General features: G+C 58.6%; 22 protein-coding genes and 1 pseudogene. 10 read left to right on the top strand and 13 right to left on the bottom strand.

The annotated features are described in order from the left end of the window. Positions 1–75: 75 nt before the first annotated feature. Positions 76–594, top strand: coding sequence for a 3'-5' exonuclease (locus tag H1B27_RS10230; RefSeq protein WP_311976939.1), 519 nt, complete (start codon positions 76–78; stop codon positions 592–594). Positions 595–879: 285 nt separating this feature from the next. On the opposite strand, the gene H1B27_RS10225 is transcribed toward H1B27_RS10230, so the two are convergent. The 7 genes from H1B27_RS10225 to H1B27_RS10195 all read right to left on the bottom strand — a co-directional run bounded on the left by H1B27_RS10225 (position 880) and on the right by H1B27_RS10195 (position 9,653). Then, entirely contained in the window at positions 880–1,659 is a 780-nt protein-coding gene (locus H1B27_RS10225; RefSeq protein ID WP_197965957.1) for an SDR family oxidoreductase, read from the bottom strand. Positions 1,660–1,725: 66 nt separating this feature from the next. Then, positions 1,726–2,568 (bottom strand): VOC family protein, encoded by an 843-nt coding sequence (locus tag H1B27_RS10220; protein ID WP_197965956.1) that lies wholly within the window; start codon positions 2,566–2,568, stop codon positions 1,726–1,728. Positions 2,569–2,589: 21 nt separating this feature from the next. Continuing rightward, a complete protein-coding gene (locus tag H1B27_RS10215) occupies positions 2,590–3,468 on the bottom strand; it encodes a VOC family protein (protein ID WP_197965955.1) in 879 nt (292 codons plus the stop codon). A gap of 41 nt (positions 3,469–3,509) precedes the next feature. Next, positions 3,510–5,192 (bottom strand): amidohydrolase, encoded by a 1,683-nt coding sequence (locus tag H1B27_RS10210; RefSeq protein ID WP_197965954.1) that lies wholly within the window; start codon positions 5,190–5,192, stop codon positions 3,510–3,512. Between the two features lie 478 nt (positions 5,193–5,670). Next, positions 5,671–6,558 (bottom strand): LysR family transcriptional regulator, encoded by an 888-nt coding sequence (locus tag H1B27_RS10205; protein WP_197965978.1) that lies wholly within the window; start codon positions 6,556–6,558, stop codon positions 5,671–5,673. A gap of 19 nt (positions 6,559–6,577) precedes the next feature. After that, the gene (locus tag H1B27_RS10200; protein WP_197965953.1) at positions 6,578–8,224 is read right to left on the bottom strand and encodes a methyl-accepting chemotaxis protein; all 1,647 of its coding nucleotides are present in this window, start codon (positions 8,222–8,224) and stop codon (positions 6,578–6,580) included. A 661-nt stretch (positions 8,225–8,885) separates the two neighbouring features. Then, on the bottom strand, positions 8,886–9,653 hold the full coding sequence (locus H1B27_RS10195; RefSeq protein ID WP_197965952.1) for a GntR family transcriptional regulator: 768 nt from the start codon (positions 9,651–9,653) through the stop codon (positions 8,886–8,888). 84 nt (positions 9,654–9,737) lie between these two features. On the opposite strand from H1B27_RS10195, the gene H1B27_RS10190 reads away from it, so the two are divergent. Further along, positions 9,738–10,397: a 3-hydroxyanthranilate 3,4-dioxygenase gene (locus H1B27_RS10190; protein WP_311976938.1), complete on the top strand. Its 660-nt coding sequence runs from the start codon at positions 9,738–9,740 to the stop codon at positions 10,395–10,397. Between the two features lie 19 nt (positions 10,398–10,416). Here H1B27_RS10190 and H1B27_RS10185 read toward each other — a convergent pair whose 3' ends face one another. Together H1B27_RS10185 and H1B27_RS10180 are read right to left on the bottom strand one after the other, a co-directional pair. Next, a complete protein-coding gene (locus H1B27_RS10185) occupies positions 10,417–11,391 on the bottom strand; it encodes an amidohydrolase family protein (RefSeq protein WP_197965951.1) in 975 nt (324 codons plus the stop codon). Between the two features lie 127 nt (positions 11,392–11,518). Further along, positions 11,519–11,923, bottom strand: coding sequence for a RidA family protein (locus H1B27_RS10180; protein ID WP_197965950.1), 405 nt, complete (start codon positions 11,921–11,923; stop codon positions 11,519–11,521). Positions 11,924–12,211: 288 nt separating this feature from the next. On the opposite strand from H1B27_RS10180, the gene H1B27_RS10175 reads away from it, so the two are divergent. The 5 genes from H1B27_RS10175 to H1B27_RS10155 all read left to right on the top strand — a co-directional run bounded on the left by H1B27_RS10175 (position 12,212) and on the right by H1B27_RS10155 (position 16,804). Further along, entirely contained in the window at positions 12,212–13,399 is a 1,188-nt protein-coding gene (locus tag H1B27_RS10175; protein WP_197965976.1) for an ABC transporter substrate-binding protein, read from the top strand. 24 nt (positions 13,400–13,423) lie between these two features. Next, positions 13,424–14,278, top strand: a complete 855-nt coding sequence (locus H1B27_RS10170) for a branched-chain amino acid ABC transporter permease (protein ID WP_197965949.1) — start codon at positions 13,424–13,426, stop codon at positions 14,276–14,278. Positions 14,279–14,395: 117 nt separating this feature from the next. Beyond that, the gene (locus H1B27_RS10165; RefSeq protein ID WP_376708979.1) at positions 14,396–15,325 is read left to right on the top strand and encodes a branched-chain amino acid ABC transporter permease; all 930 of its coding nucleotides are present in this window, start codon (positions 14,396–14,398) and stop codon (positions 15,323–15,325) included. Next, on the top strand, positions 15,325–16,080 hold the full coding sequence (locus H1B27_RS10160) for an ABC transporter ATP-binding protein (RefSeq protein ID WP_197965948.1): 756 nt from the start codon (positions 15,325–15,327) through the stop codon (positions 16,078–16,080). Before H1B27_RS10165 ends, H1B27_RS10160 begins: the two co-directional genes overlap by 1 nt. Beyond that, a complete protein-coding gene (locus tag H1B27_RS10155; protein WP_197965947.1) occupies positions 16,073–16,804 on the top strand; it encodes an ABC transporter ATP-binding protein in 732 nt (243 codons plus the stop codon). Before H1B27_RS10160 ends, H1B27_RS10155 begins: the two co-directional genes overlap by 8 nt. Positions 16,805–17,150: 346 nt before the next feature. Here H1B27_RS10155 and H1B27_RS10150 read toward each other — a convergent pair whose 3' ends face one another. The 3 genes from H1B27_RS10150 to H1B27_RS10140 are packed head-to-tail and all read right to left on the bottom strand — an operon-like array spanning position 17,151 to position 20,250. Beyond that, positions 17,151–17,912, bottom strand: coding sequence for an HpcH/HpaI aldolase family protein (locus tag H1B27_RS10150; protein WP_197965974.1), 762 nt, complete (start codon positions 17,910–17,912; stop codon positions 17,151–17,153). Positions 17,913–17,927: 15 nt separating this feature from the next. Beyond that, a complete protein-coding gene (gene hpaH / locus H1B27_RS10145) occupies positions 17,928–18,710 on the bottom strand; it encodes a 2-oxo-hept-4-ene-1,7-dioate hydratase (RefSeq protein WP_197965946.1) in 783 nt (260 codons plus the stop codon). Positions 18,711–18,759: 49 nt separating this feature from the next. Beyond that, a complete protein-coding gene (locus tag H1B27_RS10140; protein ID WP_197965945.1) occupies positions 18,760–20,250 on the bottom strand; it encodes a 2-hydroxymuconic semialdehyde dehydrogenase in 1,491 nt (496 codons plus the stop codon). A gap of 846 nt (positions 20,251–21,096) precedes the next feature. On the opposite strand from H1B27_RS10140, the gene H1B27_RS10135 reads away from it, so the two are divergent. Beyond that, positions 21,097–21,825 (top strand): LuxR family transcriptional regulator, encoded by a 729-nt coding sequence (locus H1B27_RS10135; RefSeq protein ID WP_197965944.1) that lies wholly within the window; start codon positions 21,097–21,099, stop codon positions 21,823–21,825. 83 nt (positions 21,826–21,908) lie between these two features. Beyond that, complete coding sequence (locus H1B27_RS10130; protein ID WP_197965943.1) at positions 21,909–22,448, top strand: acyl-homoserine-lactone synthase; 540 nt, start codon at positions 21,909–21,911, stop codon at positions 22,446–22,448. A 43-nt stretch (positions 22,449–22,491) separates the two neighbouring features. On the opposite strand, the gene trbK-alt is transcribed toward H1B27_RS10130, so the two are convergent. Further along, entirely contained in the window at positions 22,492–22,812 is a 321-nt protein-coding gene (gene trbK-alt, locus H1B27_RS10125) for a putative entry exclusion protein TrbK-alt (protein ID WP_311976941.1), read from the bottom strand. 16 nt (positions 22,813–22,828) lie between these two features. On the opposite strand from trbK-alt, the pseudogene H1B27_RS10120 reads away from it, so the two are divergent. Continuing rightward, positions 22,829–23,062, top strand: a pseudogene (locus tag H1B27_RS10120) (DUF3363 domain-containing protein); the annotation flags it as partial. Positions 23,063–23,113 lie beyond the last annotated feature (51 nt).

Below are 23,113 nucleotides of genomic sequence, written 5' to 3'. Positions count from 1 at the left end.
ATGGCACCGGCGACCATCATCGTTGCTGAAATCGGCCGGGTCGACTATCGCTTCGACCCCGAACAGGACTACGTCGTGGTCGACATCGAGACCACCGGCGCCTGGTCGAACGGCGACCGCATCACGGAGATCGGCGCAGTGAAGGTTCGCAATCACAAGGTTGTCGACGAATGGCACACGTTGCTTAATCCGCAACGTCCGATCCCGGCCAAAATCGTTCAATTGACCGGTATCACCAATGAGATGGTGCGGGACGCACCCGTGTTCGCGAATGTGGCGGAAAGCTTCATGGAATTCATGGGTGACGGCATCTTCGTCGCCCATAACGTCAATTTCGACTATGGATTCATCGCTTATGAGTACGAACGGCTGGAGCGCCGCTTCCGGTTTCCCAAGCTCTGCACGTGCGCCGGAATGCGGCGGCGCTATCCCGGACATAAATCCTACGGGCTCGGCAAACTCTGCGAAATCTACGGCATCGAACTCGAAAATCATCATCGGGCGCTCTGCGACGCACGCGCTTCCGTTCACCTGCTGAACCTGATCAACCGGAAGCGGCACGAGGAAGTGGCACAGGCTGCGGAGGCGGCCTAGGGCATCGACACGGCATTCATCAGGGACGCCGTCTATTTGACTGAACTTGCACGTCCGATCGGAATTCAGGACGAGCTCGATCCGGTTCTTCCGCACCTCGCGGCGGATGTCCGAGATCCCTGGCACCCCAAGAGACGGTATCGACCGATCGCAGACGGTCCCATTCCCGTCGGAGAAAACGGACCTCTCAGCGACGTTTGGCGTCGCCATGGGTGATTGACCATCTCACGACAGTGCAATCTGCGCATGTCTGTGAGAACGTCGGGCCCGTCGCTTACCACCCGATCAGAACGTGCCGGGATAGGCGCCGCCGTCGATGAGGATGTTTTGCCCTGTTATGTATCCAGCTTGCGCCGAGCAAAGGAACGCGCAGGCAGCACCGAACTCGTGGGGCTGACCGAAGCGCTTGGTCGGATTGGCCATCCTGATTTCCTCGGTGACTTCTGCGGCGTCGCGTGAGGTGTTCTTTGCCAGCGCAGCCAGGTTCGATTTCAGCCGGTCGGTATCGAACGTGCCGGGCAAAAGATTGTTGATGGTCACGTTGTGCTCGGCCACCGAGCGACACAAGCCGGCAATGAAGCCAGTGAGGCCCGTGCGCGCGCCGTTGGACAATGCCAGCATCGCGACCGGAGCCTTTACCGCGTGCGAAGTCACATTGACGATGCGGCCGAATCTGCGCTCGATCATGCCGTCCAGTGTCGCCTTGATCAAGGCAATCGGCGCCAGCATGTTGCCGTCGAGTGCCTTGATCCAGTCATCGCGCTCAAGCTTGCGAAAGTCTCCGGGCGGCGGACCGCCGGCATTATTGATGAGAATGTCTGGAGCAGGACAGGCCGACAAGAGGGCGTCCCGTCCTTCATTCGTCGTCACGTCCGCGGCAATCGTGTTCGGGCGGCTTCCCGTTAGTTTCGCAATCTCATCTGCTGTTGCTTCCAGCACCTCTCGCCGCCGGGCAGCAATGAACAGCTCGACCCCCTCTCGCGCAAGCGCCATGGCACTTGCCTTGCCGAGCCCCTGGCTCGCCGCACACACGACGGCCTTTCGACCCTTGAGTCCCAGATCCATGATCCCTCGCCAGTAGCTACTTCACGTCGTTCGATGAAGTGTCGGTATTTTATTCCTCTGGTAACGTCAGCCGGCGGGCTTGGCGCCCCACATGCAGAAGCTGGCTGGCTCGAAGCCGAATTGACGCGGGCGGTGGGTCTCATCGTTCTCGATTTCGCCGACTCCGACAGAGTATTCAAAGACCATGCCGTCAGGACCTTTGAAGTAGAGGAAACGAGCGCCCGAGGTCGGATGCCGACCAGGCCCGAATACGATTGGCACGCGCTTCTCGTTCAGGAAGTAGTGGGAGCGCAACACGTCATCGCTGCTCCCGACCTGGTGGTTGATGTGTTGGATACCGGCATTTGGCGCAGGAAGCAGCGCGATCGTGTGATGGATGGCGTTGACGCGCATCAGGGAAATATCACCAATGCGATCGCTAACTCGGGCGTTGCAAACCTGGGTCCAGAACCGCTCGTCACGCAAGAGATTGGTCGAGTTCAATCCGACGTGGCTGAAGCCGGTGATGCCCGCATCGCGGCTGGCGAAATAGCGAGGCCCGCTGCGTTCCGGTCGCACCACCAGTTCGATGTGATTGCCGGTCGGATCGTAAAAGCCGATGAACGCTTTGACTTTGCGCTGCTCGGCCTCTTCGGCCGTGCCAGCATGGACGGCGTGGCCGAGCGCTTCGAGCGTGGATGCGGCAACCTGCAGGCTCGCATCATCCTCGACCTCGAAGCCGACGGTCTGATTGCCCGCATCGCCTTCCGAGTAGCATAGCGTGTGCGCCCGATCGTCGGACCGAAAATAGAGCTTCTTCTTGCCGCGTTCCGCAATCTGCAAGCCGAGACAGGCGGTCGCAAAGGCTTCGGCCGATTCGAGGTCCGGCGATCCGAGGCGGACGTAGCTGACATCCTTGAGATAAATCATGCTCGTTTCCTTCTTGTTGTCTTAGAGGGGCGCGCGCAATTCCGGCACGTCTTTGCTCTCACTGCCCCAATCGCATAACGACGTCGCTGCCAGTGGAAACTGTCGCGCCAGTCGCGGCCTGTCGCCGTATTCCACCATTCCGGTGACGTAGGAAAAGATCACGCCGTCGGGTCCCTCCACATGCAGGAAGATCTGGCGCGACGCAGCCTGGCGGCCGGGGCCCTGCACGATCTTGATCTGGCTCTCTTGCATGAAGTAGCTGTTCTGCATGATCTGATCGAGCGCTTCGACTTCGAATGCGGAATAGAGCAGCCCGTTGCGCTTCGAAGGGAACAGCGCGATGCGGTGATGCTTCCCGTCGGTCCGCAAATACGCGATGTCGCCGACCCAGTCGCTGACTTCGGCTCCGACAGCTTTCCAGAAGGCGAGGTCGCGGACATGGTGCGTGGTCCGAAGGCCGACGCTATGGAACTGCACGATGCCGGCGTCACGGGTTGGAAAATAGCGTTTGCCGCTGCGCGAGGGGCGCACCACGAGGTCGATCCGGTTCTTCGAGGCATCCTCGGCCAGAAGTGCTGAATGGACGTAGCGTCGCCGACACTCATCGGGGTCAGCGTTCTTTACCACGAAGCCTAGATCGCCCAGGCGCCTGCCAATGATGTCGAGCGCCTCGTCGTCCCATACTTCAATCCCGATGCTCGCATCGTCGCTCGAGTTGCTGGCGAGACTGACTGTCCGATAGCGGTCGTCGGAACGAAAAGCGATCTCGCCGTCCTGTTCCGCGACGCGCTGCAGGCCGAAGACATCCGACATGAAGCGGGCGCTGGCATGCAGCTCGGTGACTGACAAGCGTACATAACAAACCGACGTGACAAGCGGTCTCTCGTTGCCGTTGATCATCTCGTTCGCGCCCTCCTGACCGCTACTGACGCACGCGGCCTTCATAGTTCACGTACGAACACAGTGCGCCCCTCAACAATTGTGCGAATGGCCACGATGTCCTTGATCGCCTCATCGGGAACGGAAAGGATGTCATCCGAAATAACGACCATATCGGCGTATTTGCCGGGCTCGATCGATCCAGTCTTTCGCTCGGAAAATGAGTAGCGCGCCGCGGCGCTTGTATAGAGGCGAATAGCCTCCTCGCGGCTGATCCTTTCCGCAGCACCGAATGTCTGGCCGCTCCTGTCGCGCCGTGTCACCATCACATACATGTTGATGAACGGGTTCAGGGAATTGGTGGGATAATCGGTTCCCTGGGCCACGGCATCAAGCCCCATTACATCGATCATGGTGCGCATCGGAAAGGCCCGATCAGCGGTTTCCTTCCCGAGAAACTTCGCGACCGCCGGCGCCTTGTCCCAGAGAAACGACGTTTGCGCGTCGACACGCACGTCAAGTGCGCGCGCACGCTCCATCTGGTCCCGGCGCATCAGACTGCCATGAATAATGATAAAACGCCGCCCCCTGATCGAGCGTTCTGCACTGGCTCGCTCGTACGCCTCCAGCACCGTGTCGATAGCCGCGTCTCCGACTGCATGGACGCCCACACGCCAGCCGTAACGATTCGCTGTTGCAACCAGGGCATTAAATCTGGCTGGCTCAATGACAATCGTGCCCTTGTATGCCGGATCGTCGGGATAACCGTCGCGCATCGCCGCGGTACGCAGCGTCATCCCGCCATCAATCTGAAGTTTGACACCTGAGTAGCTTAGCCAGTCATCTCCAAAATCGGAGGCAGCGCCGATGCGTGCGAAGAACAGATCCCACTCGTCCGTCGTCATGGCTGGATTGAGGCCGCCGGTTGGCGCGTACATCGCGCTGATCCGCAGCGAAGCTTTCCCGCTTCGCCGAACACGCTGATGCGCTCGCATCGTCGCGGGGTCGACTGCTGCACTTATCGCTGACGTAAGCCCGAACTCATTGAAGTACCGCATGGCGTGCTGCAACTGTTCGTCGCGCTCATCTTCAGACCATTGCGGCAACAGAGCGTGCACCAGACCCTCGGCAGCTTCTTCCAGGGTTCCGTTGGGCTCTCCGGTCGCCTTGTCGCGGTGGATGATCCCACCCTCGGGATCGGCCGTCTCCCGGCTGATTCCGGCCATCGCCAGCGCCTTCGAATTCACCAGGGTGAAATGCCCGACGGGAAGACATACAGGATTACGGGGCGCAGCCTGATCCAGCTCCTCGCGTGTGAGGAAGCGCTTTTCCGTCAGCTGCGCGATCGGATGCCACTCTGCCCCCCTCACCCACCGGCCTGCCGGCAACTTGTCGGCATAGTGCCGGATACGATCCAGCGCCTGGGCAACCGTAGCCACGTCGTTCAGCTGCACTGTGGATTCCAGCAGGCCAGCGCGCTCAACATGGGCATGGGTGTCAATGAGACCGGGAAGCACAGTTCGTCCCTGAAGATCGATGATTTCCGTCGGCGGCCCGGCAGTCGATCTGACCTCGCTGGTTTCACCGACCAGGACAAACTTGCCATCTCGAATCGCGACTGCACTCACAACACGGAAGTCAGCATCCGCAGTTACGACATTACCGTTCACGAAAATCGAATCCGGCCACACCGAATTGGCACCGCCGCGGTTGAAAGACCTCTCATGGCTATCTGTCGAGTTCATATGCACGACCTCACACTGCCGCCTTCCGAACCCGGGCTGGTCTTTAGTCCATCGCGCTCTTTGTTCATTCTTCGATATTCTATGTTATTTCGATATTATGCAATACGCGATCTGCGCAAGGCAGCCTTGCCAACCTCGTCACTCTGCCCGGCATCCGGTTCGCCGGGGCACACCGTGAGCAACAACCGTCTCGACTATCCCCACCGCGGAGAGTTGGCTCGCCGGGTTCCCATGCGGCGCAAGAGGAGTCCGAGGACATAGGCTCTCGCGCGTATTGCAGCTTCAGTCCGGTTGAGCTGCCTGGCTATCGACTCCACACGTCGACCCGCCGCAATTTCCTGCCTCAAAATTTCGTCATCAGTGGCGGTCCAAAGGCGTCTCGCTTCGTTCAAAGGCAACTCCACGCATATTCGGCAGGCAAGGATGCCCGCACCATCAAGATCTCAACACGGTACGATCGAGGACCAGTTTCCCGATTTCACTGCCAACAGAACAAGGACCGATCCTCCCTTATTGACCCGGAAATGAATCGACGCACCTCTTGCACTTGTCGACTGTTATGCGTGTCAGGATGGGACGCGAGCCAGTACGTGCGTGTAAATCTCATTTCACGAAGAACGCGCCTGAGCTCGGGATATCGCAGAGCAACGTAGTCGTGCACTATTCCTACTCCGTGACCGGAGCGGATGGCCTCGAGCTGACCGACAACGGACCCGCACTCGTACCGGCGCGACATGAACCGTCCAACAGCCGACGCGTAGCTCAGGGCCCGGGCGTAGGCCAGATCCTCTACGTGCGTTATCAGCATCCGTCCTGCGAGATCAGCCCGGGTTTCAATTGCCCCCTCGCGAACAAGATATTCTTCTGACGCATACACGCTGAGGCTGTAGTTCGTCAGCCTCGACAGGATCAAGCGACCCCGATCGGGCCGATCGAGGGCTATCGCTACATCGGCCTCGCGCCGCGCAAGTGAGAATGTGCGCGGCAACGGCACAAGCTGAATGAGTAGCCTGGGGTGTCGGGATGCCAGCATGCCAAGCCGATCGGCCAGATAATAGTTTCCAAAGCCCTCGGGAGTTCCGACGCGGACGGTGCCGCAGATCTCATCACCTGCGGCGCCAATCTCCGAATTCACGCGAAGGAACTCACTTTCCGCGCGCTCCGCAGCGGCAAGCAGAGTTTTACCCGCCGAAGTTAGCTGGCATCCAGATCTGCTCCGCTCAAGCAGTCTGGCTCCAATATTTGTCTCCAGCGCAGTGATTTGACGGGCAACCGTCGAATGATCCAGCTTCAGTTTCCTCGAGGCCCGCGAAATCTGTCCGACGCGGGCGACTTCCAGGAATATATGGACCCGCTCCCAATTCATCGGACGTCGCCAGCGCAACTCACGCTTCACGCGTTCGAAGCTTCGTAACAAATTGATCCACGTCCGTGCCCAGCTTCGCTGAATGGCGATTGAGCGCATCCGCGCATTCCAGTGCAAGGCTCGCCGAATTCCCTGTTTCGATGGCTGCGCGGTTTACGCCGCTGATCGTGCGCGACACGCTCTCCGTTCCATCGGCCATCCGCTGAATGTTGAGGGCGATTTCCCGCGTTGCCTCACCCTGCTGACTGACCGCGTATGTTACTTCGCCGGCTATGCGGCCAAGGTCTTCAATCGTACCGGCGATACCCCCGATAGCCCCCACGGCATTGACCGTCGTATCCTGGATCGTTGCGACCTGATTTGCGATCTGCTCGGTGGCCTTTGAGGTCTGACTTGCAAGCGCCTTGACCTCGGCCGCGACGACCGCGAAGCCGCGGCCTGCCTCGCCAGCACGCGCTGCTTCAATGGCCGCATTCAGGGCAAGAAGATTGGTTTGGGCAGCAATGGAACTAATCAACTGAACGACGTCTTCAATCATTCTGGCGGCCTCGGTGAGCGCCTTGATCGTGGCGTCTATGCGTCTGGCTTCCAGCTGCGTTTGCTCGGCAATCCTGGCCGATTGAATGACCTGACGATCAATCTGGTCGATCGACGCAGTGAGCTGTTCGGTCGCGGCCGCCACCGCCTGGATCTTGCTTGCGGTGTCTACCGCTGCATTGGCGCCCAGCGTCGACTCACGCGCCACGCCATCGGCGAGAACAGCCAGCTCTTCCGATATCCTCCTCATGTCAGCCGCAGACAACCCGGCTGCATCAAGGGATAACCGGATGCCAGCCTGAAACTCATTTGCCATCTGATCCAGAAGATTCCGCCTGTCGGTTCTGGAGCGCTCTTCCAGCTTCTGCTGGTCTCCCCTCAACCGTTCGGCCTCGATCATGTTGTCCCTGAATACCTGAACCGACTTCGCCATCGCCCCGATCTCGTCAACCCGATCGAGCGCGGGAATAACGGTCGACGTTCGCCCTTTTGCGAGGTTCTCCATCGCAAACGTCATCGCCTTCACTGGCTTGACGATGCTTTGAGCGATCAGCAGCGAGATGATAATAACGGCCAGCGACAATCCCCCGATGAGCATACCAACCTTCAATAGCTGGCCAACAAAAATCGCGTCCACATCGTCAGTGTAGATGCCGCTGCCGATGGTCCAGTCGTACGGTTCGAACAGCTCGACATACGAAATCTTTGAACTTGGCGCTTCGCTTCCCGCCTTGGGAAACCGGTACGAGACGTATCCGCTTCCGTTTCGATGAGCGATGTCGACCTGCGCTCGCGAGAAGTAGACGCCGTCCGGATCCTTCACGCCGGACATATTCATACCTTCGATCTTGGGATTGGGATGCGCTTCCGTGATCAGGTTCGGTCCAGTTGCAAAAAAATAGTCGCTTCCAAAGCGAAGGCTGCGCAAAAGCGCCCGCGACCGGGCTTTGGCGTCCGCCTCGGCGAAGCCCTCACTTCGCGAGCGTTCATAGTCCACGATCAGCGCCAGACGGGCGACCTGGACCAGATCCTTCAATTTCGCCTTTCTATCCTCAAGCAGGTTCTCGCGAAGAGTAAACAGACCGGCAACCGCCACAACGCAAAGACCCAGCACGGACAGGCCGACCATTACAAGCAGTCGCCTCGAAGTCCCCAACCTGATCATTTCGATTTCCTGTATAATTTCGAAATTATCATTCTTGCATACCAGCTGTTGCCTAATGCGGCGTTAAGAGCAAGGCCTTTCTGAAGATGTCACCGGGCAAGGCAAGCCGACGCCGTCCTCGCAGCGCACTGCGGTCGCGAGGCAGGTCATCGATACTGCGAACGGGCATTTCAGCAAGGATGCGCGACTGCCGCCAGGAGCCGGCATGGACGCTGAAAGGGAGGTTTCTGCGCCAGACGCACCTTCCGCGCTCCCTGCATGGCGCGGCGCCCCGGTCAACCTTGTCGCTCTGGCGACTGGCGGAGGCATCCTGCGTGCCGGACGATGGCCTGCTTGCCCGGGTCAACGGGCATTTGGTGCGGCTCTGCCCGAATTTAATGGAGCGTCGTGTTATGGCAGTCCGCGCAGCCTGGTCCATCGGCCACCGCCCGCACACCACTCGCCTCACCGCCGGCGAGTTAATGAGCGACCCGGAAGATGCGCGTGCCTTTGCCGCCTGCCTTTGCAGTCTCCGCCGGGACAGCCCCCCTGACTGACGCACTCTCAGCTGTCCTGTCAGTGTTTCTGCGGCCAGACTACAGTGGAGGCATCATTCCGGTCGATTGACCGGCTTTTGTCCGCTCTGCTAGTGCGTTCGACCGCGGCCAGCGCGACGCGGCTTGAGCTTTGCTGAAGAAGCCTTCGGCGCCAGCGACTTCTCAAGAAATTTTTGAGCGAGTTCGCCAGCATGCCGAATGTGCTTGTCGAGAATGCTCACAGCCTTTACGTGGTCGCGCTTTACAGCGGCGTCCAGTATGGCCTCATGCTCCTGGGTAATCGACTGGTCGATACTCTTGTACTCGACAAAGGCCCTGCGATACCGCTCACCATTCTGGATCAGCAGCTCGCAGAATCGCAGCAGCCACGGTGATCCGCACTTGCCGTACAAGGCGAAATGAAACTCGCGATGGCGCTCTTCCCAAAGATCCGCCGCCTTGTCCCTGGTTAAATCGCGGCTTGTTTGAACGCCCCTGAGCCGATGAAGCGCCGCAATCGCGTTTGCTTCCCAGTTCACATCACCGTTAATGATCGAGCGACGAAGTGCTTCGCCTTCAAGTCTGGCGCGCCAGTCCGTAATCTCCAGCAATTCATTTTCGTTGAGTTCAGCGACGCGGAAGCCGCGTTGACCGTCCGCACGGACCAACCCCTCGCTCGCCAGCTGAAAAAGAGCCTCGCGGATCGGACTTGTGCCGACGCCATAAAGCCCTTTCAAGTCCTCTGACTTGACCTTTGCGCCTGACTTCAGTCGCCCGGAGATAATATCACCCCGCAACCGATCGACTGTCGCATCGGTCAGCGTTTTATGTTCCCGATTCGACCCGATTCGAACCGGGGGCCCCCAATCAAACGTCATCCAAAAAATCCTGAATAGAGGGATTCTGGAACCCAATGTAGGAAATTTCGAAGATCAACACAATATCCCGGATCGAGAAAGTCTGTGATTCTGCTCGACTTTCTCGGCATCGCAGAAGCTGCACCAACACTGGCGCCGAACGAGCCTGCCTCGCCCGCCCGGCAACAAATCCCTTCTCCGAATTTCGAAATCTGCTATTCTGTCGAAATCTGTCGTATTGAACCGGAGAGCTTGATGTTTCCCCTTCCCCTTGTCGACCTCGTTGCGACCATGCAAGAGCTGACCGAAAGCCAAAAGCGCGTGAAGGTCCTCTGGCAAGAGGCGGAATCCCTTGCTTTCGTCGCTCGTGGTCGCGAGTACCGGAGCGAATTCCATATCAACGACAGCGATGAATTCACCTACATGATCAAGGGCACGATGAACCTGCATTACCGGCGATCAGACGGCACAGAAGACGTGCTTGTTATCCCGGAAGGATCGGTCAACTTTATGCCTGCGAACGTTCCGCATTCGCCGCGTTTCCCGCCCGACGCTTTCGCCCTCATCGTCGAACGAAAGCGTCGGGAAGGCGAAGTCGATCGATTTCAGTGGTTCTGCCCCAAGTGCGATAACTTTCTGCACGAAGAGCGGTTTGTTGTAGGCGATTATCGAGCGGATCCGGTGTCGAAGGCCTATCAGAACTTCTTCGACGATGAACATGCCCGCACCTGCAAGAAGTGCGGGAATGTAATGCCCAGGCCCTGAATCCCTGCGAACGCCAGGATCAAACCGATACCTGGCGTTCCTTTACCTGGCGCGCCCTCAACGTTGGCATCAGCCGCAGGGCGTTTTCGCGTTCGATCTTTCCCAGGTCTGCCGGATTGACCACAAGTTCGGACAAGGAACGAACCGATTGTCCCATGGTGGCTTCCGGCGCATGCGGATAGTCGCTTCCGAACAGGATGTGATCCGCCGAAGTCAGACGGAGTAGCGCACCAAGCGCGATTTCGTTAGCCGACAACGCGGTGTCAAAATATAGATCTCCGAGCTGCCGCAATACTCCGTCCGGGACCGCCTCCTTGTATTCCGGCCTGGCCTCAAGCCGGGCAAGTCGTTCGGCGAGGAACGGCACAGCTCCGCCGGCGTGCGAGAAGATAAAGCGCAGGTTTCGGTACTTCGTGAAGGAACCGCTAAACATCAAGCTGGCGATCGCCCGTGTCGTATCGAACGGGAACTCCAGTGAAGCCGGAGGCAGACCACAGACGCATTCGCATGGTCCCTCAGTCGGATGTACGTAGACAAGCGCCTTCCGGCGATCGAGCTCTTCCAGGACTGGAGCTAACCGGCTGTCTCCGGGATAGACGCCACCATAGTTGGACAACAGACAAATGCCCTCGGCTCCCAGTTCGTCGAGACAATAGGCAATCTCCCGCAAACTGGCGTCGACGTCGGGCAGCGGCAGGCTCGCGAAAGACCCGAAACGACCCGGGTAGTCGTGAGTCATCCGCGCAGCATACTCATTGCAGACACGACACAACTTCACTGTGCCGGCCGCATCGGTGCAGACGAACCCGGGCGCAGACAGTGATAACACCGCTGTCTGGATCCCGTTACGGTCCATAGCGTCAATCGAGTGCGAGGGCGTCCATTCCGGAGCACGCCCCGAGACCAGGGTGCGCGCAATCGCACGATGACCCACCGCTTCGACGTATGCCGGGGGTAGATAGTGATGATGTGTATCGACGCGGTACGTAAACACTAGCAGCTCCTGTTCTCGTCGAACGGGGTTGGACACAGAGCAAACGGGCCTGCACCGGACCCGCCTGCCCGCGATAACAACGCGCAGGAGCGGGCAACACCAGGAAACGTGATTTGCTGACGCGGACTTAATCGAACATTGCAACGCAATCGATTTCGATATTGACCCCTGCCCTGTGCGGTGTTGCGCCGATACACGTGCGCGTCACCTTCTCCCCTTCCAGAAACTCCCTGAACACTTCATTGAAGCGGGGGAAATCATCCACATTGCGCAAAATGACGCGCATGTTCACGACGTTGGCCAGCGTCGCTCCACCCGCATCGAGCACGCGCAAGAGATTGCGAAGCGTTTGCCGCGCCTGGACCTCGATATCACCATCGACGAAAACGCGTGTGGCGGGATCAAGCGGGCCCTGCCCCGACACGAACAGCATGTTGCCAAAGCGGACCGCTTGCGCAATCGGAGCAGGCTTGCTCGCTTCGGTAAAGCCAGTCGTCGGGGCGGATTGTGACGTAACAATTGTCTTCGGCATGTCGGCCTCGATCTTCGGATTAATTTGAACAGCCCGCATCCGCTGACTGTCACCGGCAAGACATAGCCGGGTGTCAGACCGACTATCTCATATAATTTCGAAATTCAATTGAAATTGCCCGGCGGCGCCCCGCGAACAGATTTTGCTGAAAAAACATTGTCTGGAAATTACTTGAAATTACGAAATTTTGTTCGTAGCGTCACCGCAACGTAAAACGATGACATTCCGCTCACCGGCAACCGCTGCGTGGCGAGCGAGCGGTCGTTCAGATTCGAAGGAGGAATGCCGATGTTCTCGAGAAGCTCGATTGCAATGAGTTGGCTGAGCGCCCTGGCGATGGCACTGCCGGGCGTTTGTTTCGCGCAGGACACGCTCAGGATCGGGCTTATTGTCCCGATGACCGGGCCCTTCGCCTCAACCGGACGAATGATTGAGACCGGCGTGAACCTGTATATCAAGAAGCACGGCAACACCGTCGCTGGCAGACGGGTCGAGATCGTACTCAAGGACGATACCGGCACACCTGATATCGCGAAGCGGCTCGCGCAGGAGCTGGTCACCAACGACAAGGTGAACCTGCTGGCAGGATTCGGTCTGACTCCGGTTGCCCTTTCCGTTGCACCTCTGGCAACCCAGGCAAAGGTCCCGATGGTCGTGATGATGGCCGCCACTTCGACGATCACGGAAGCATCCCCCTATATCGTCCGCACGAGCTACACGTTGCCGCAGGTCACTGAACCGCTGGCCGATTGGGCCCGGAAGAATTCGATCGCGAAGGTGGTAACGCTCGTAAGCGACTACGGGCCCGGCATAGATGCTGAAAGAGCGTTCAGGGAGCGTTTTTCCTCGAAGGGCGGCGCAGTCGCCGGCGCGCTGCGCGTACCACTTCGGGATCCGGACTTCTCGCCGGCCCTTCAGCGCGCAGCGGATGCGAAAGCTGACGCGCTCTTTGTCTTTGTGCCGACCGGTGCAGGTACGTCGATCATGAAGCAGATCATCGAGCGCGGCCTCGACAAGAGCGGTCTTAAGGTCATCACGGCAGGATCAATCGTCGAAGACGAGGTGCTGAATACCCTCGGAGACGCAGCTGTGGGACTTGCGAGTACCCAACATTACTCGGCAGCCCACGACTCCCCCGAAAACCGGGAGTTTGTTGCGGATTACAAGGCGGCCACGAACGGCGGCCGCCCTGATCTTCCGGCCGTCCATGCATATGACGGCATGCACTTGATCTACGAGGCTGTCAGGAAAACGGCCGGCTCCGTCGATGGACAGCGACTGGTGGACGCAATGAAGGGCCTCGCCTGGATGAGCCCCCGGGGGCCCGTCTCCATCGATCCGGACACGCGAGACATTATCCAGAATGTCTATGTCCGCAAGGTCATGCGGCGCTACGGGGAACTATACAACGTCGAGCTCGAGACAATCCCCGACGTCAAGGATCCGGTAAAACTGGCCAAGAAGAAATCACCCTGATAGCCGGCCTGGGGCGACAGAAACATGCTGACTATTTTGTTCGACGGCGTCGCTTACGGCATGCTGCTGTTTGTCCTGGCGTGCGGATTAGCCGTTACTCTGGGGCTGATGAACTTCGTCAACCTCGCCCATGGCGCGTTCGCCATGACAGGCGGCTATGTCACGACCGTTCTTTTGAACGATTGGCACGTCCCCTTCCTGATGGCGCTTCCCATTGCGTTTCTGGCAACGGCCATGCTGGGACTTTTGCTCGAAAGGACGCTTTACGTTCGCCTCTACACGTGTGGCCACCTTGACCAGGTACTGTTTTCGATTGGCATCGTCTTCATGTCCGTTGCCGCGGTTACGTACTTTATGGGTTCGCAGCAACAGTCATTCCAGCTTCCCGCATTTCTTCAGGGTCGCTTTGAGCTCGAGCTACTGAGCGTGGGTCGCTACCGGGCGCTCGTTGTTGCGATGGGCGTTGCCATTTTGATCATACTGCAAGTGATCCTGATGAAGACCAGCTTCGGCAGTCGCCTCCGGGCAGCAGTCGATGACAGGCGCGTGGCACGTGGGCTCGGCATAAGTGTCGGGCCGATCTTCTCACTTACTTTTGCGATTGGTTCGGGTCTGGCCGGGTTGGGTGGCGCGCTGGGAGTCGAGATAGTCGGTCTTGATCCGAACTTTCCTCTCAAGTTCATGATCTACTTCCTGATTGTCGTTACAGTCGGGGGAACGTCGGGACTCATTGGTCCATTCCTGGCATCGCTCCTGCTCGGAATAGCTGACGTCGCAGGCAAGTACTATCTGCCGGACACAGGTTCGTTCGCGATCTACACGCTGATGATCGTCGTCCTGCTCATGCGCCCTCAGGGGCTCCTCTCGAAAGCACAATAAGACCCCATGCACCCCGCTATTCAGATGACCGGTCGAAGCCGAAACACCAGCTTCCTTGTGGAACAGTCGAGGTCGGGACTCGCAGAGCTTGCAGTCTGGACCATTCTGCTGTTGGCGATGTTTCTGGCTCCTGGAAGGCATCAACTACTCAGTGAAATAGCAATTGTTGCGCTGTTTGTGCTCTCGCTTGATCTCATCATGGGTTACGCCGGAATCGTTTCACTGGGCCAGGCGGCATTCTTTGGCGTCGGTGCCTATAGCGCCGGGCTGGTTGCGATATACGTGACGAGTGACCCTGTTATCGGATTGCTCGTATCGGCCGCTGCCGCGGGCCTGGTCGGATTTGCTACCAGCTTTCTGGTCCTGCGTGGCTCCGACCTTACCCGATTGATGGTCACGATCGGCGTGACATCGCTCCTCGGCGAGATTGCAAACAAGGCGACGGGCATTACCGGCGGGGCGGACGGGCTCCAGGGAATATCGATCGGCCCTCTCCTTGGCCTGATACCCTTCGATTTATACGGTACGACTGCATACGGCTACAGCCTGGCCATCCTGTTTCTCGGAATTGTGCTCGCCAGGCGAATAGTCGGCTCTTCCTTTGGACTTTCGCTACGTGCAATCCGTGACAATCAACTGCGCGCTTCGGCGGTTGGCATTCCTGTCAATGCGCGCCTCGTTGCAATTTACACAATCTCTTCTGTTTATGCCGGTGTGGCAGGAGCACTGATGGCACAGACCACTCAGTTCGTATCACTCGACGTCTTCGACTTTCACCGTTCGGCTGATGCACTCCTGATGCTGGTAATTGGCGGCACGGGATATCTCTATGGTGGAATCATTGGTGCCGGTGTCTTCAAACTGATTCAAAGCGTTCTCTCCGACGCGACTCCTCAATACTGGCATTTCTGGCTTGGTCTTCTGCTCGTTGTCCTTGTCCAGGTCGGTCGCACACGAGTTATCAGGAGCATCGCCAACCTTCTGGGGCTCGGCCCCCGGCAAATCTCGCCGCAAGCCAACGACGCGAAGATGAGTCAACCGCGCTGATGAGTACAAATGCACTTGAGACCAGACAGCTCGTTAAACGTTTCGGTGGCATAACCGCGACAGACAACGTTTCGTTCACACTCGAACAGGGCTCACGACACGCACTCATCGGGCCAAACGGTGCTGGCAAGACGACCTTTATCAACCTGCTCACCGGTGTTCTCAATCCGACCAGCGGCTGCGTCCTGCTTAACGGAGAGGATATTTCCGGCCTGGGAATTCACGGGCGGGTACGCCGGGGTCTCGTTCGAACGTTCCAGATCAATCAGTTGTTTCCAACGCTCACTGTACTGGAAACACTGGCACTGGCTGTTTCGGAACGCGACGGCTTCGGCCGGAATCCGTGGCGGCCCGCCGGATCGCGGCACGGCATTATGAAACAGGCATCGGCCCTCGCTGACACCTTTCTGCTGACCGATGTCCTTCGCAACATCGCCTCAAGCTTGTCGTACGGTCAGCAGCGACTGCTGGAAATTGCAGTCGCGTTCGCTTCTCGTCCAAAGGTTCTCCTGCTGGACGAACCCGCGGCGGGCGTACCCGAGCATGATCGGGCCACAATACTTGATGTCCTGGCGTCCCTGCCCCGCGACGTATCTGTCGTCCTGATTGAGCATGACATGGATCTTGTCTTCAGCTTTGCCGATATGATCACGGTCCTGGTAAGCGGTTCTGTGTTGACACGCGGGTCTGCGGATCAGGTCAGCTCCGATCCACGTGTGAAGGCAGTCTATCTGGGTGAGGCCGAACATGAATAGCCTGTTGAGCCTCCGGAATGTTCGAGCCGGCTATGGCCGCGCTGTTGTCCTGCCCGATCTCTCCCTCGAATTGAAGGAGGGAGAGGCGCTGGCTGTGCTCGGTCGCAATGGAGCTGGAAAAACCACGATGATCGATACGATCGTCGGCGTAACGAGCCAGTTTGGCGGAACCATTTGCCTCGGCAAGCGGCGATTGAGTGATCTGGGTCCTGAACAACGTGCCCGCGCCGGTCTCGGATGGGTACCCCAGGAGCGAAACATCTTTCGATCGTTGACTGTCGAAGAGAACCTCACCGCGATTGCGATACCCGGCGCCTGGAATTTAAAGCGGGCGTATGAGCTGTTCCCGAGACTCCAGGAGAGGCGCCTGAACCTGGGCAACCAGCTCTCAGGGGGCGAGCAGCAGATGCTGGCGATAGCGCGCGCACTCATGCTGAACCCGAAGATCCTACTGCTGGATGAGCCTACTGAAGGGTTGGCCCCGATCGTGGTCGACGACATCTTGAAGATCCTTCTCAAGATCTTCAAGTCAGAGGGAATGGCAGGGATAATCGTGGAGCAGCATGCACGACGGATTCTTCGTCTCGTAGACCGCGCGATCATCCTGGACCGCGGAACGATTGTTCACGCGGCGACAGCCAGAGAGCTTCTGGAAGATGATTCGATTCTTGAGGACCATCTCACCGTGAAGAAGAAGGTTCACGCGCCCCGCCAGACCCTGTAAGACCGACTGCATTCGGAGCAGTGTCGCGTCTATTGCAGATGATGTGATAGATGCCGGGAGTTCAAACCTGGGGCGGGGAGCTACTTGTCCGGGCGGGTTCGGCGAGCTGGCCACAAGCTGTGAAAACCTTACCCGGACGAAACAGAGGCGCTTGCAGGCAGTCCCCGCCAGGGCCTTCCATCCGGAAGGCTACAGCTACGCCACTTCAACAGGCCCACTTCCCCGAAGCCGGCACCGCGTCGCTGGAAGCCGGCAAATGATGATCAACGGGCAACCTCAACCAGCATCGGGCTGGGTTTCGTCATACGGCCGCTCGGCCTGACAGCCGGCTCCAGCTTCGACGCCGTTACTTGAACGAACGCGCCAGGTTATCGGCCCCCTTCGACAGCAGGTGCAGGTCTGATCCGACAGCAACGAAATTATAACCCCAATCAATGTACCGGCGCGCGTCGGCGTCAACGCTGGCAAGTATCCCGGCAGCTTTTCCCGCAGAGGCAATCCGTTCAACTGCGGTTTTGATCAAATGCTGCACGTCCGGATGCTGCGGATTGCCGATGTGCCCCACCGAGGCACTCAGATCCGAAGGACCGATAAAGACGCCGTCGACCCCGTCCACTGCCGCGATTTCGTCAATCTCGCTGAGCGCGACCAACGTTTCAACCTGCACCAGCACGCAGATCTGCTCGTTTGCTTCCTGCAAGTAGTTGGTGACCCGCCCGTATCGGCTCGCCCGCGCGCTTCCCGTTATTCCGCGGATTCCTGAGGGCGGATAGCGGCACGAAGCGACGGCTCGCTCTGCTTCGGCCGCATTCTGTACGAACGGGATCAGGAGAGTTTGCGCTCCGATATCAAGCAACCGCTTAATGAGAACCGCGTCGTTCCAGGCCGGCCTCACGATTGGCGTTGCAGTTCCAGGACTCATCGACCGGAGCTGATCGAGAATCCCGGGCACTTCATTTGGCGCGTGCTCGGTGTCCAGCAGCATCCAGTCATAGCCGCAGTCAGACACGACTTCCGTTGCCACGCTGCTGCAGAGACTGCACCAGAGTCCAATCTGGAGCCTTCGGGCCCCGATCGCCGCCTTGAACGCATTCTTGCCAAGGTCCATCATCTGGGCATCCCGCTATACAAACTGGACTGCGACGCCGCCAAGCGGACCGAAGTCTGCGAGAAGCGTGTCTCCCCGGTTGGCCCAGACCGGACGCGTGAACGAACCCGAGAGTACAATGTGGCCCGGCTCAAGCCCTGTCCCGAACCGGCCGAGCTTGTTGGCCAGCCACGCGATACCCATCGCAGGGTGACCGAGCACTCCGGCCGCCAACCCCGTCTCTTCGATTTCGCAATTGCGGTAGAATACCGCGCCGATCCACCGCAAATCGACATCATGAGGCCTTACCGGTCGGCCGCCCAGAACAATGCCGGCAGCGGCCCCGTTGTCCGCTACGGTGTCCGTTATCTTTCGCGGGTTCTGGACGCGCGCATCGATGACCTCAATTGCAGGTATGACGTACTCGGTCGCTCGAAGAACGTCAGGCAAACCGACACCTGGACCCTTGAGAGGACTTCCGAGAACAAATGCCAGCTCCGGTTCAACGCGCGGGACACAATAGTCCTCGTGGCTGAGCTTTGTGCCATCGGCAATCATCATATTATCCAGCAAATGGCCATAGTCCGGCTCGTCAATCTGGGATGACTGTTGCATTGCCCTGGAGGTCAGCCCGACCTTATGTCCGATGATCCGACGTCCGCTCGAGACCTTCCGACGCGTCACCTCGCTCTGAATGGCATAGGAGTCTTCGACTTCTATGCCTGGAAACGTCTTCGACAACTGGACGGCAGGTGTTCGACTTCGCTCAGCCTCGAGAAGGATATCAGCCGCTACCGCACGTTCTTGATCCGTCAACATCGTATTCTGCTCTCCTGTTACCGGTAATCCGGATCTGCTTGATCCGCTCTTATAGTTTGACACACACGTTGCGGAGCTCCGTGTAGAACTCCATCGAATGAACACCACCCTCCCGACCGATGCCGGACTGCTTGGATCCTCCAAACGGCGTTCGGAGATCCCGCAAGAACCAGCAATTCACCCAGGCGATGCCCACCTCAATTCCGGCCGCAACGCGGTGGGCTCGCGCGAGGTTCTCAGTCCAGATCGACGTCGCCAACCCGTATGGGCCGCTATTGGCCGCCGCAACGACTGCGTCCTCATGGTCGAACGGTGAAATATGGCAGCAGGGACCAAAAATCTCTTCGCGCAGCACGACGGAATCTTCCCGCAGCCCTGTCCAGATCGTTGGCTCGATGAAGAAGCCGGTGGCGAAGCGCGATGACAGGTTCGGCGTGCCACCGCCCAGGATCACGCTTGCTCCCTCGGCTTTCGCGCGCTGGTAATAAGACAAGACCTTCTCGCGGTGCGATTTGCTGATGAGCGGCCCCATCGTCGTGGTATTGTCGAATGGATCACCCATCTTGAGAGCTGCGCCAGCACTCGCAAGTCTGGCGACAAATTGATCGAAGATCGGCCGCTCGACATACACGCGCTCCGTCCCGAGGCACACCTGTCCGCAGTTCGCAAACACGGACCGGGTAACGCCCTCGACAGCACGATCCAGATTGCAATCCGCGAATACGACTGCAGCGTTCTTTCCGCCGAGTTCAAGCGACACCGGCCGAACGCCCTCTGCCGCCGCCTTCATAATCGCAACCCCCGTCTTGGTTTCCCCCGTGAAGGTAATTCCGTTAACTTCGGGGTGACGGGTCAGGTATTCACCCGCGCTATCGGGCCCGAGCCCATGGATGACATTGTAGACCCCCGGCGGCACTCCCGCTTCTTGCATCACCTCGCCGAGCAATGTAGCCGTCGTTGGCGTTTCCTCAGATGGCTTGACCACAACGGTATTTCCGCATGCAAGCGCGGGGGCGACCTTCCAGGTAAGCAGCAGGAGAGGCAGGTTCCATGGGCAGACAACAGCGATGACCCCTCTCGGTACACGGATCGAATAGTTCAGCGCGCCCGCACCATCCGGCGTCGCAGTACCGAATGACTCCGTCGACAACGTCAGAACCTGATCGGCAAAGCTGTTGAAGTTCGCCGCGCTCCGCGGAATGTCGATATGGGAGGCCAGGCTCGCCGGCTTGCCAGTGTCGAGCACTTCAGCTCTTACGAATTCGTCAAAGCGACGCAGAATGCCGTCGGCCACCTTCCGCAGGATCGATGCGCGCTCGTGATCGCTCATTCTGCGCCACGGGCCCTCAAGGGCCCGCCTCGCCGCTTTCACCGCTTCGTCCACGACACCAGCATCGGCGACGGGAACGACATTCACCAGTTCGCCGGTTGCCGGGTTGATGTTCTCCAGCGTGTGACCATCCCCCTCAACAAACCGACCGCCTATGAAATGCGAGAGCCGCCGCGTGGTGAGGACACGCCCGGAGGTTATTGTCGTCATATCACTTCCCCTCACTTACCGGTCTCCGAAGCTATGCTAATGCAAAAACGCACTTCCGTCCGCCGCGCATATTTGTCGATATATCTCATAATTTCGAAATAACAAGCTTATTCCTCTATTCCGCTTTGACCACCCGGTCCCACCATCCGATATGTCTTTTGACAATGCCGACTGGCTGACGCGATTCAGGACCCTGCGGCTGCCGGGCACGTATCGGGACCGAACGCATTGACGATCGTGATGTATTCTTCAACGATCGCGGAAAGCAGGACGGAAATGCAACACGCCGCGCGTATGGGCAGGCAGATTTCAGGATCGACCGCATTCCCATGGCCCGCGCGACGGGACGAGTCCGACCCCGATCCGCAGCCACTCCGTACATCTTCGGGCCCCAGCGCGTGAGCGGTGGGGAAACTTGAGTATTCGGCCCGTTGGGTCCCGAAGCCTCGCACAACAGAAAAGTCCCCGTCGCTCAAGTGCGAGCGACGGGGTTGGCGTACGTGCCAAGTCAGGGAGGAAACCCCAAACGGGGATAGAGCGACTGACCTCAGTCAGCCACGCGAGCCGCCCCTGAATCAGCCCCGGACTCCAGGGCGGCCAGCAGTTTCGCTATAATCAATAATTTCGAAATTATCAAGTACTTATTGTCTGGCACGGAATCGGCACCCAATAGACAAGTTTCAGAAGGACGTGCAAGGAGAAGCGAGCTACAGTTTATGTTCAGTCGATTTAACCGGGTGCTCTTACTCGCCACTCCCGCTACGCGCCTGAGACCAGTTCTGGATCTCCGGTGGTCTGAGCAGGATCGATCTGGCCCCCTGCTCCGGTCAAGCGCGCGAAGCCAACATGCATCGGACCATTAGCACGTTCATTGACCAGCTCTGGAATGCACGGACAGACGAGGATTTCGCCAACGCTATGGCTACGACGTCAAATGCTCTCGAGTTGCCATGCTTTGCCTATCTCGCCTTGCAAAAGACCCCTGACGTCAAACCACGTCTCATTTCGACATATCCGGCAAGGTGGACCGCGCACTACCTCGAGCAGAACTACGGACTGGTCGATCCGGTCGTGCTGAGAGCTCTGCAGCGATCGGAGCCGTTCCATTGGGGGATCGACGTGGCGCCAGCTTGCCGCACACCGAGGGTGCATCGGCTTTTTGAAGAGGCCGAACATTACGGGATCCGTGTCGGCTACACCGTTCCGATCCATGAACGACACCGGCCCGTCGCGGCGCTAACATTCGCTTGCGACCGGCATAGCACCCGCTTCGCCAGCCGCATCAGCTCCTGTTCTGCGGTCCTTCTGCTCATTGCCTATTACTTTCACGCTCACATCCATCGCAACATTGTCAGTGAACGATCGTTTGACGGCGTGATCTTGTCCAGAAGGGAAATCGAATGCCTGGAGTGGGCTTCGCTGGGCAAGAGCGCGTGGGAAGTCGGTGCGATCCTTGGACTGTCCCGAAACACCGTCGCCTCATATCTGGATAGTGCCAAGCGAAAATTGAAGGTGCGCACCGTGACGCAAGCAGCACTCCGCCTCGCCGCTGCAAAATCAGAAAAGCAAAATTGAGGCGATATCGCTCCTGCAACTACAGGTAATGCCTGCGCGGGCTTGTTTGCCTATGGAGGTGTTGTCACTGTCTGGAGGAGAAGATGATCCAGCTCATCACACAGCCGTGCTACGCGCAGTTTGGTCATACACTGAATTCCATGCACCGATTGCGTCATCGCGTCTTTAAAGAGCGGATGGACTGGGCGGTCGAGACGAGCGCCGGTCTCGAGATTGACCAGTTCGACGCACTCCAGCCTGCCTATCTTGCCCAACTGTCAGATCGGGGTGAAGTGCAGGGCTCGGTACGATTCCTGCCTACGCTCGGGCCCAACATGCTTCGCGACGCATTCCCAGCTCTTCTTGGCGATACCGCTGCACCCGAGAATCCATATTTGTGGGAGAGCAGCCGCTTTGCGGTCGATATACAGCCGGACGCTCCGAAAGGAAAACACGGGATCGCGCGTGCGACTTACGAGCTGTTTGCGGGCATGATCGAATTCGGCCTTTCGCGTCGTCTGACCGATATTGTTACGGTCACGGACGTCCGGATGGAGAGGATCTTGCGTCGCGCAGGCTGGCCACTCCGTCGCATTGGCATCTCGCAACGCATCGGAAAAAGCCCGAATCCGTTATCGATGTAACGGGTAAACGTCTCCAGGAATTGATCAATGATCCCGGTACCGGTCATGGTTTGCTCGCTTCAGGTGGCGCCAAGGATGGGTAGCCCTGCGGCATCCGGCTCTCGTCCTTTGGCGCAGGTGTTGGGCCGGGTACGGCATCCGGGCGGTGAGACGCAGCTGCACCGTCCTTCCTGCCAAAAAAGCGACGCCGGTTTTCGGTCCAAATCTTCTGGCAGTGCTGATAGGTTGCCGTCTCTTCCGGAGTGACCGTGCGGCAGCGGGCGAGATCAGAACGATCGACGTTCGCAGTCTGCTCCGCCTTTGGCGGCGAGGAAGTATCCTCTCCACCACGAAGCTGGATCGTGCAGGCCGCGACAGCGAACACACCGATCGACACCGCCACCGGCCTGCCTTATGTGAAGGCCGCCCCCGGGGAGCATGTAGCGGGTACGTATCGCGAGCGCCTGACGCTCGCCTCCGGACGCTTCGCCATGATCGACGACGGTCTTGGCTTCCAGCTCGTGCCCTGGTCGCGCGAGCTCGAGAAGAAGCTCGGCCAACACGTCACCGGCATCGTGAAAGACAGCGGTGGCATCGAGTGGGGCTTTGGTCGCAAGCGCGACCTGGGCCTCTAACCATCTCACCAATGCAGTTGCGGAAGGGCGTTCGGGATGTCCGGAACCAAG

It is taken from the genome of Bradyrhizobium diversitatis (assembly GCF_016031635.1).
Taxonomy (GTDB): Bacteria; Pseudomonadota; Alphaproteobacteria; order Rhizobiales; family Xanthobacteraceae; genus Bradyrhizobium; species Bradyrhizobium diversitatis.
Note: the sequence above shows the minus strand (reverse complement) of the source record. Positions and strands in the feature narration are given on the sequence as shown.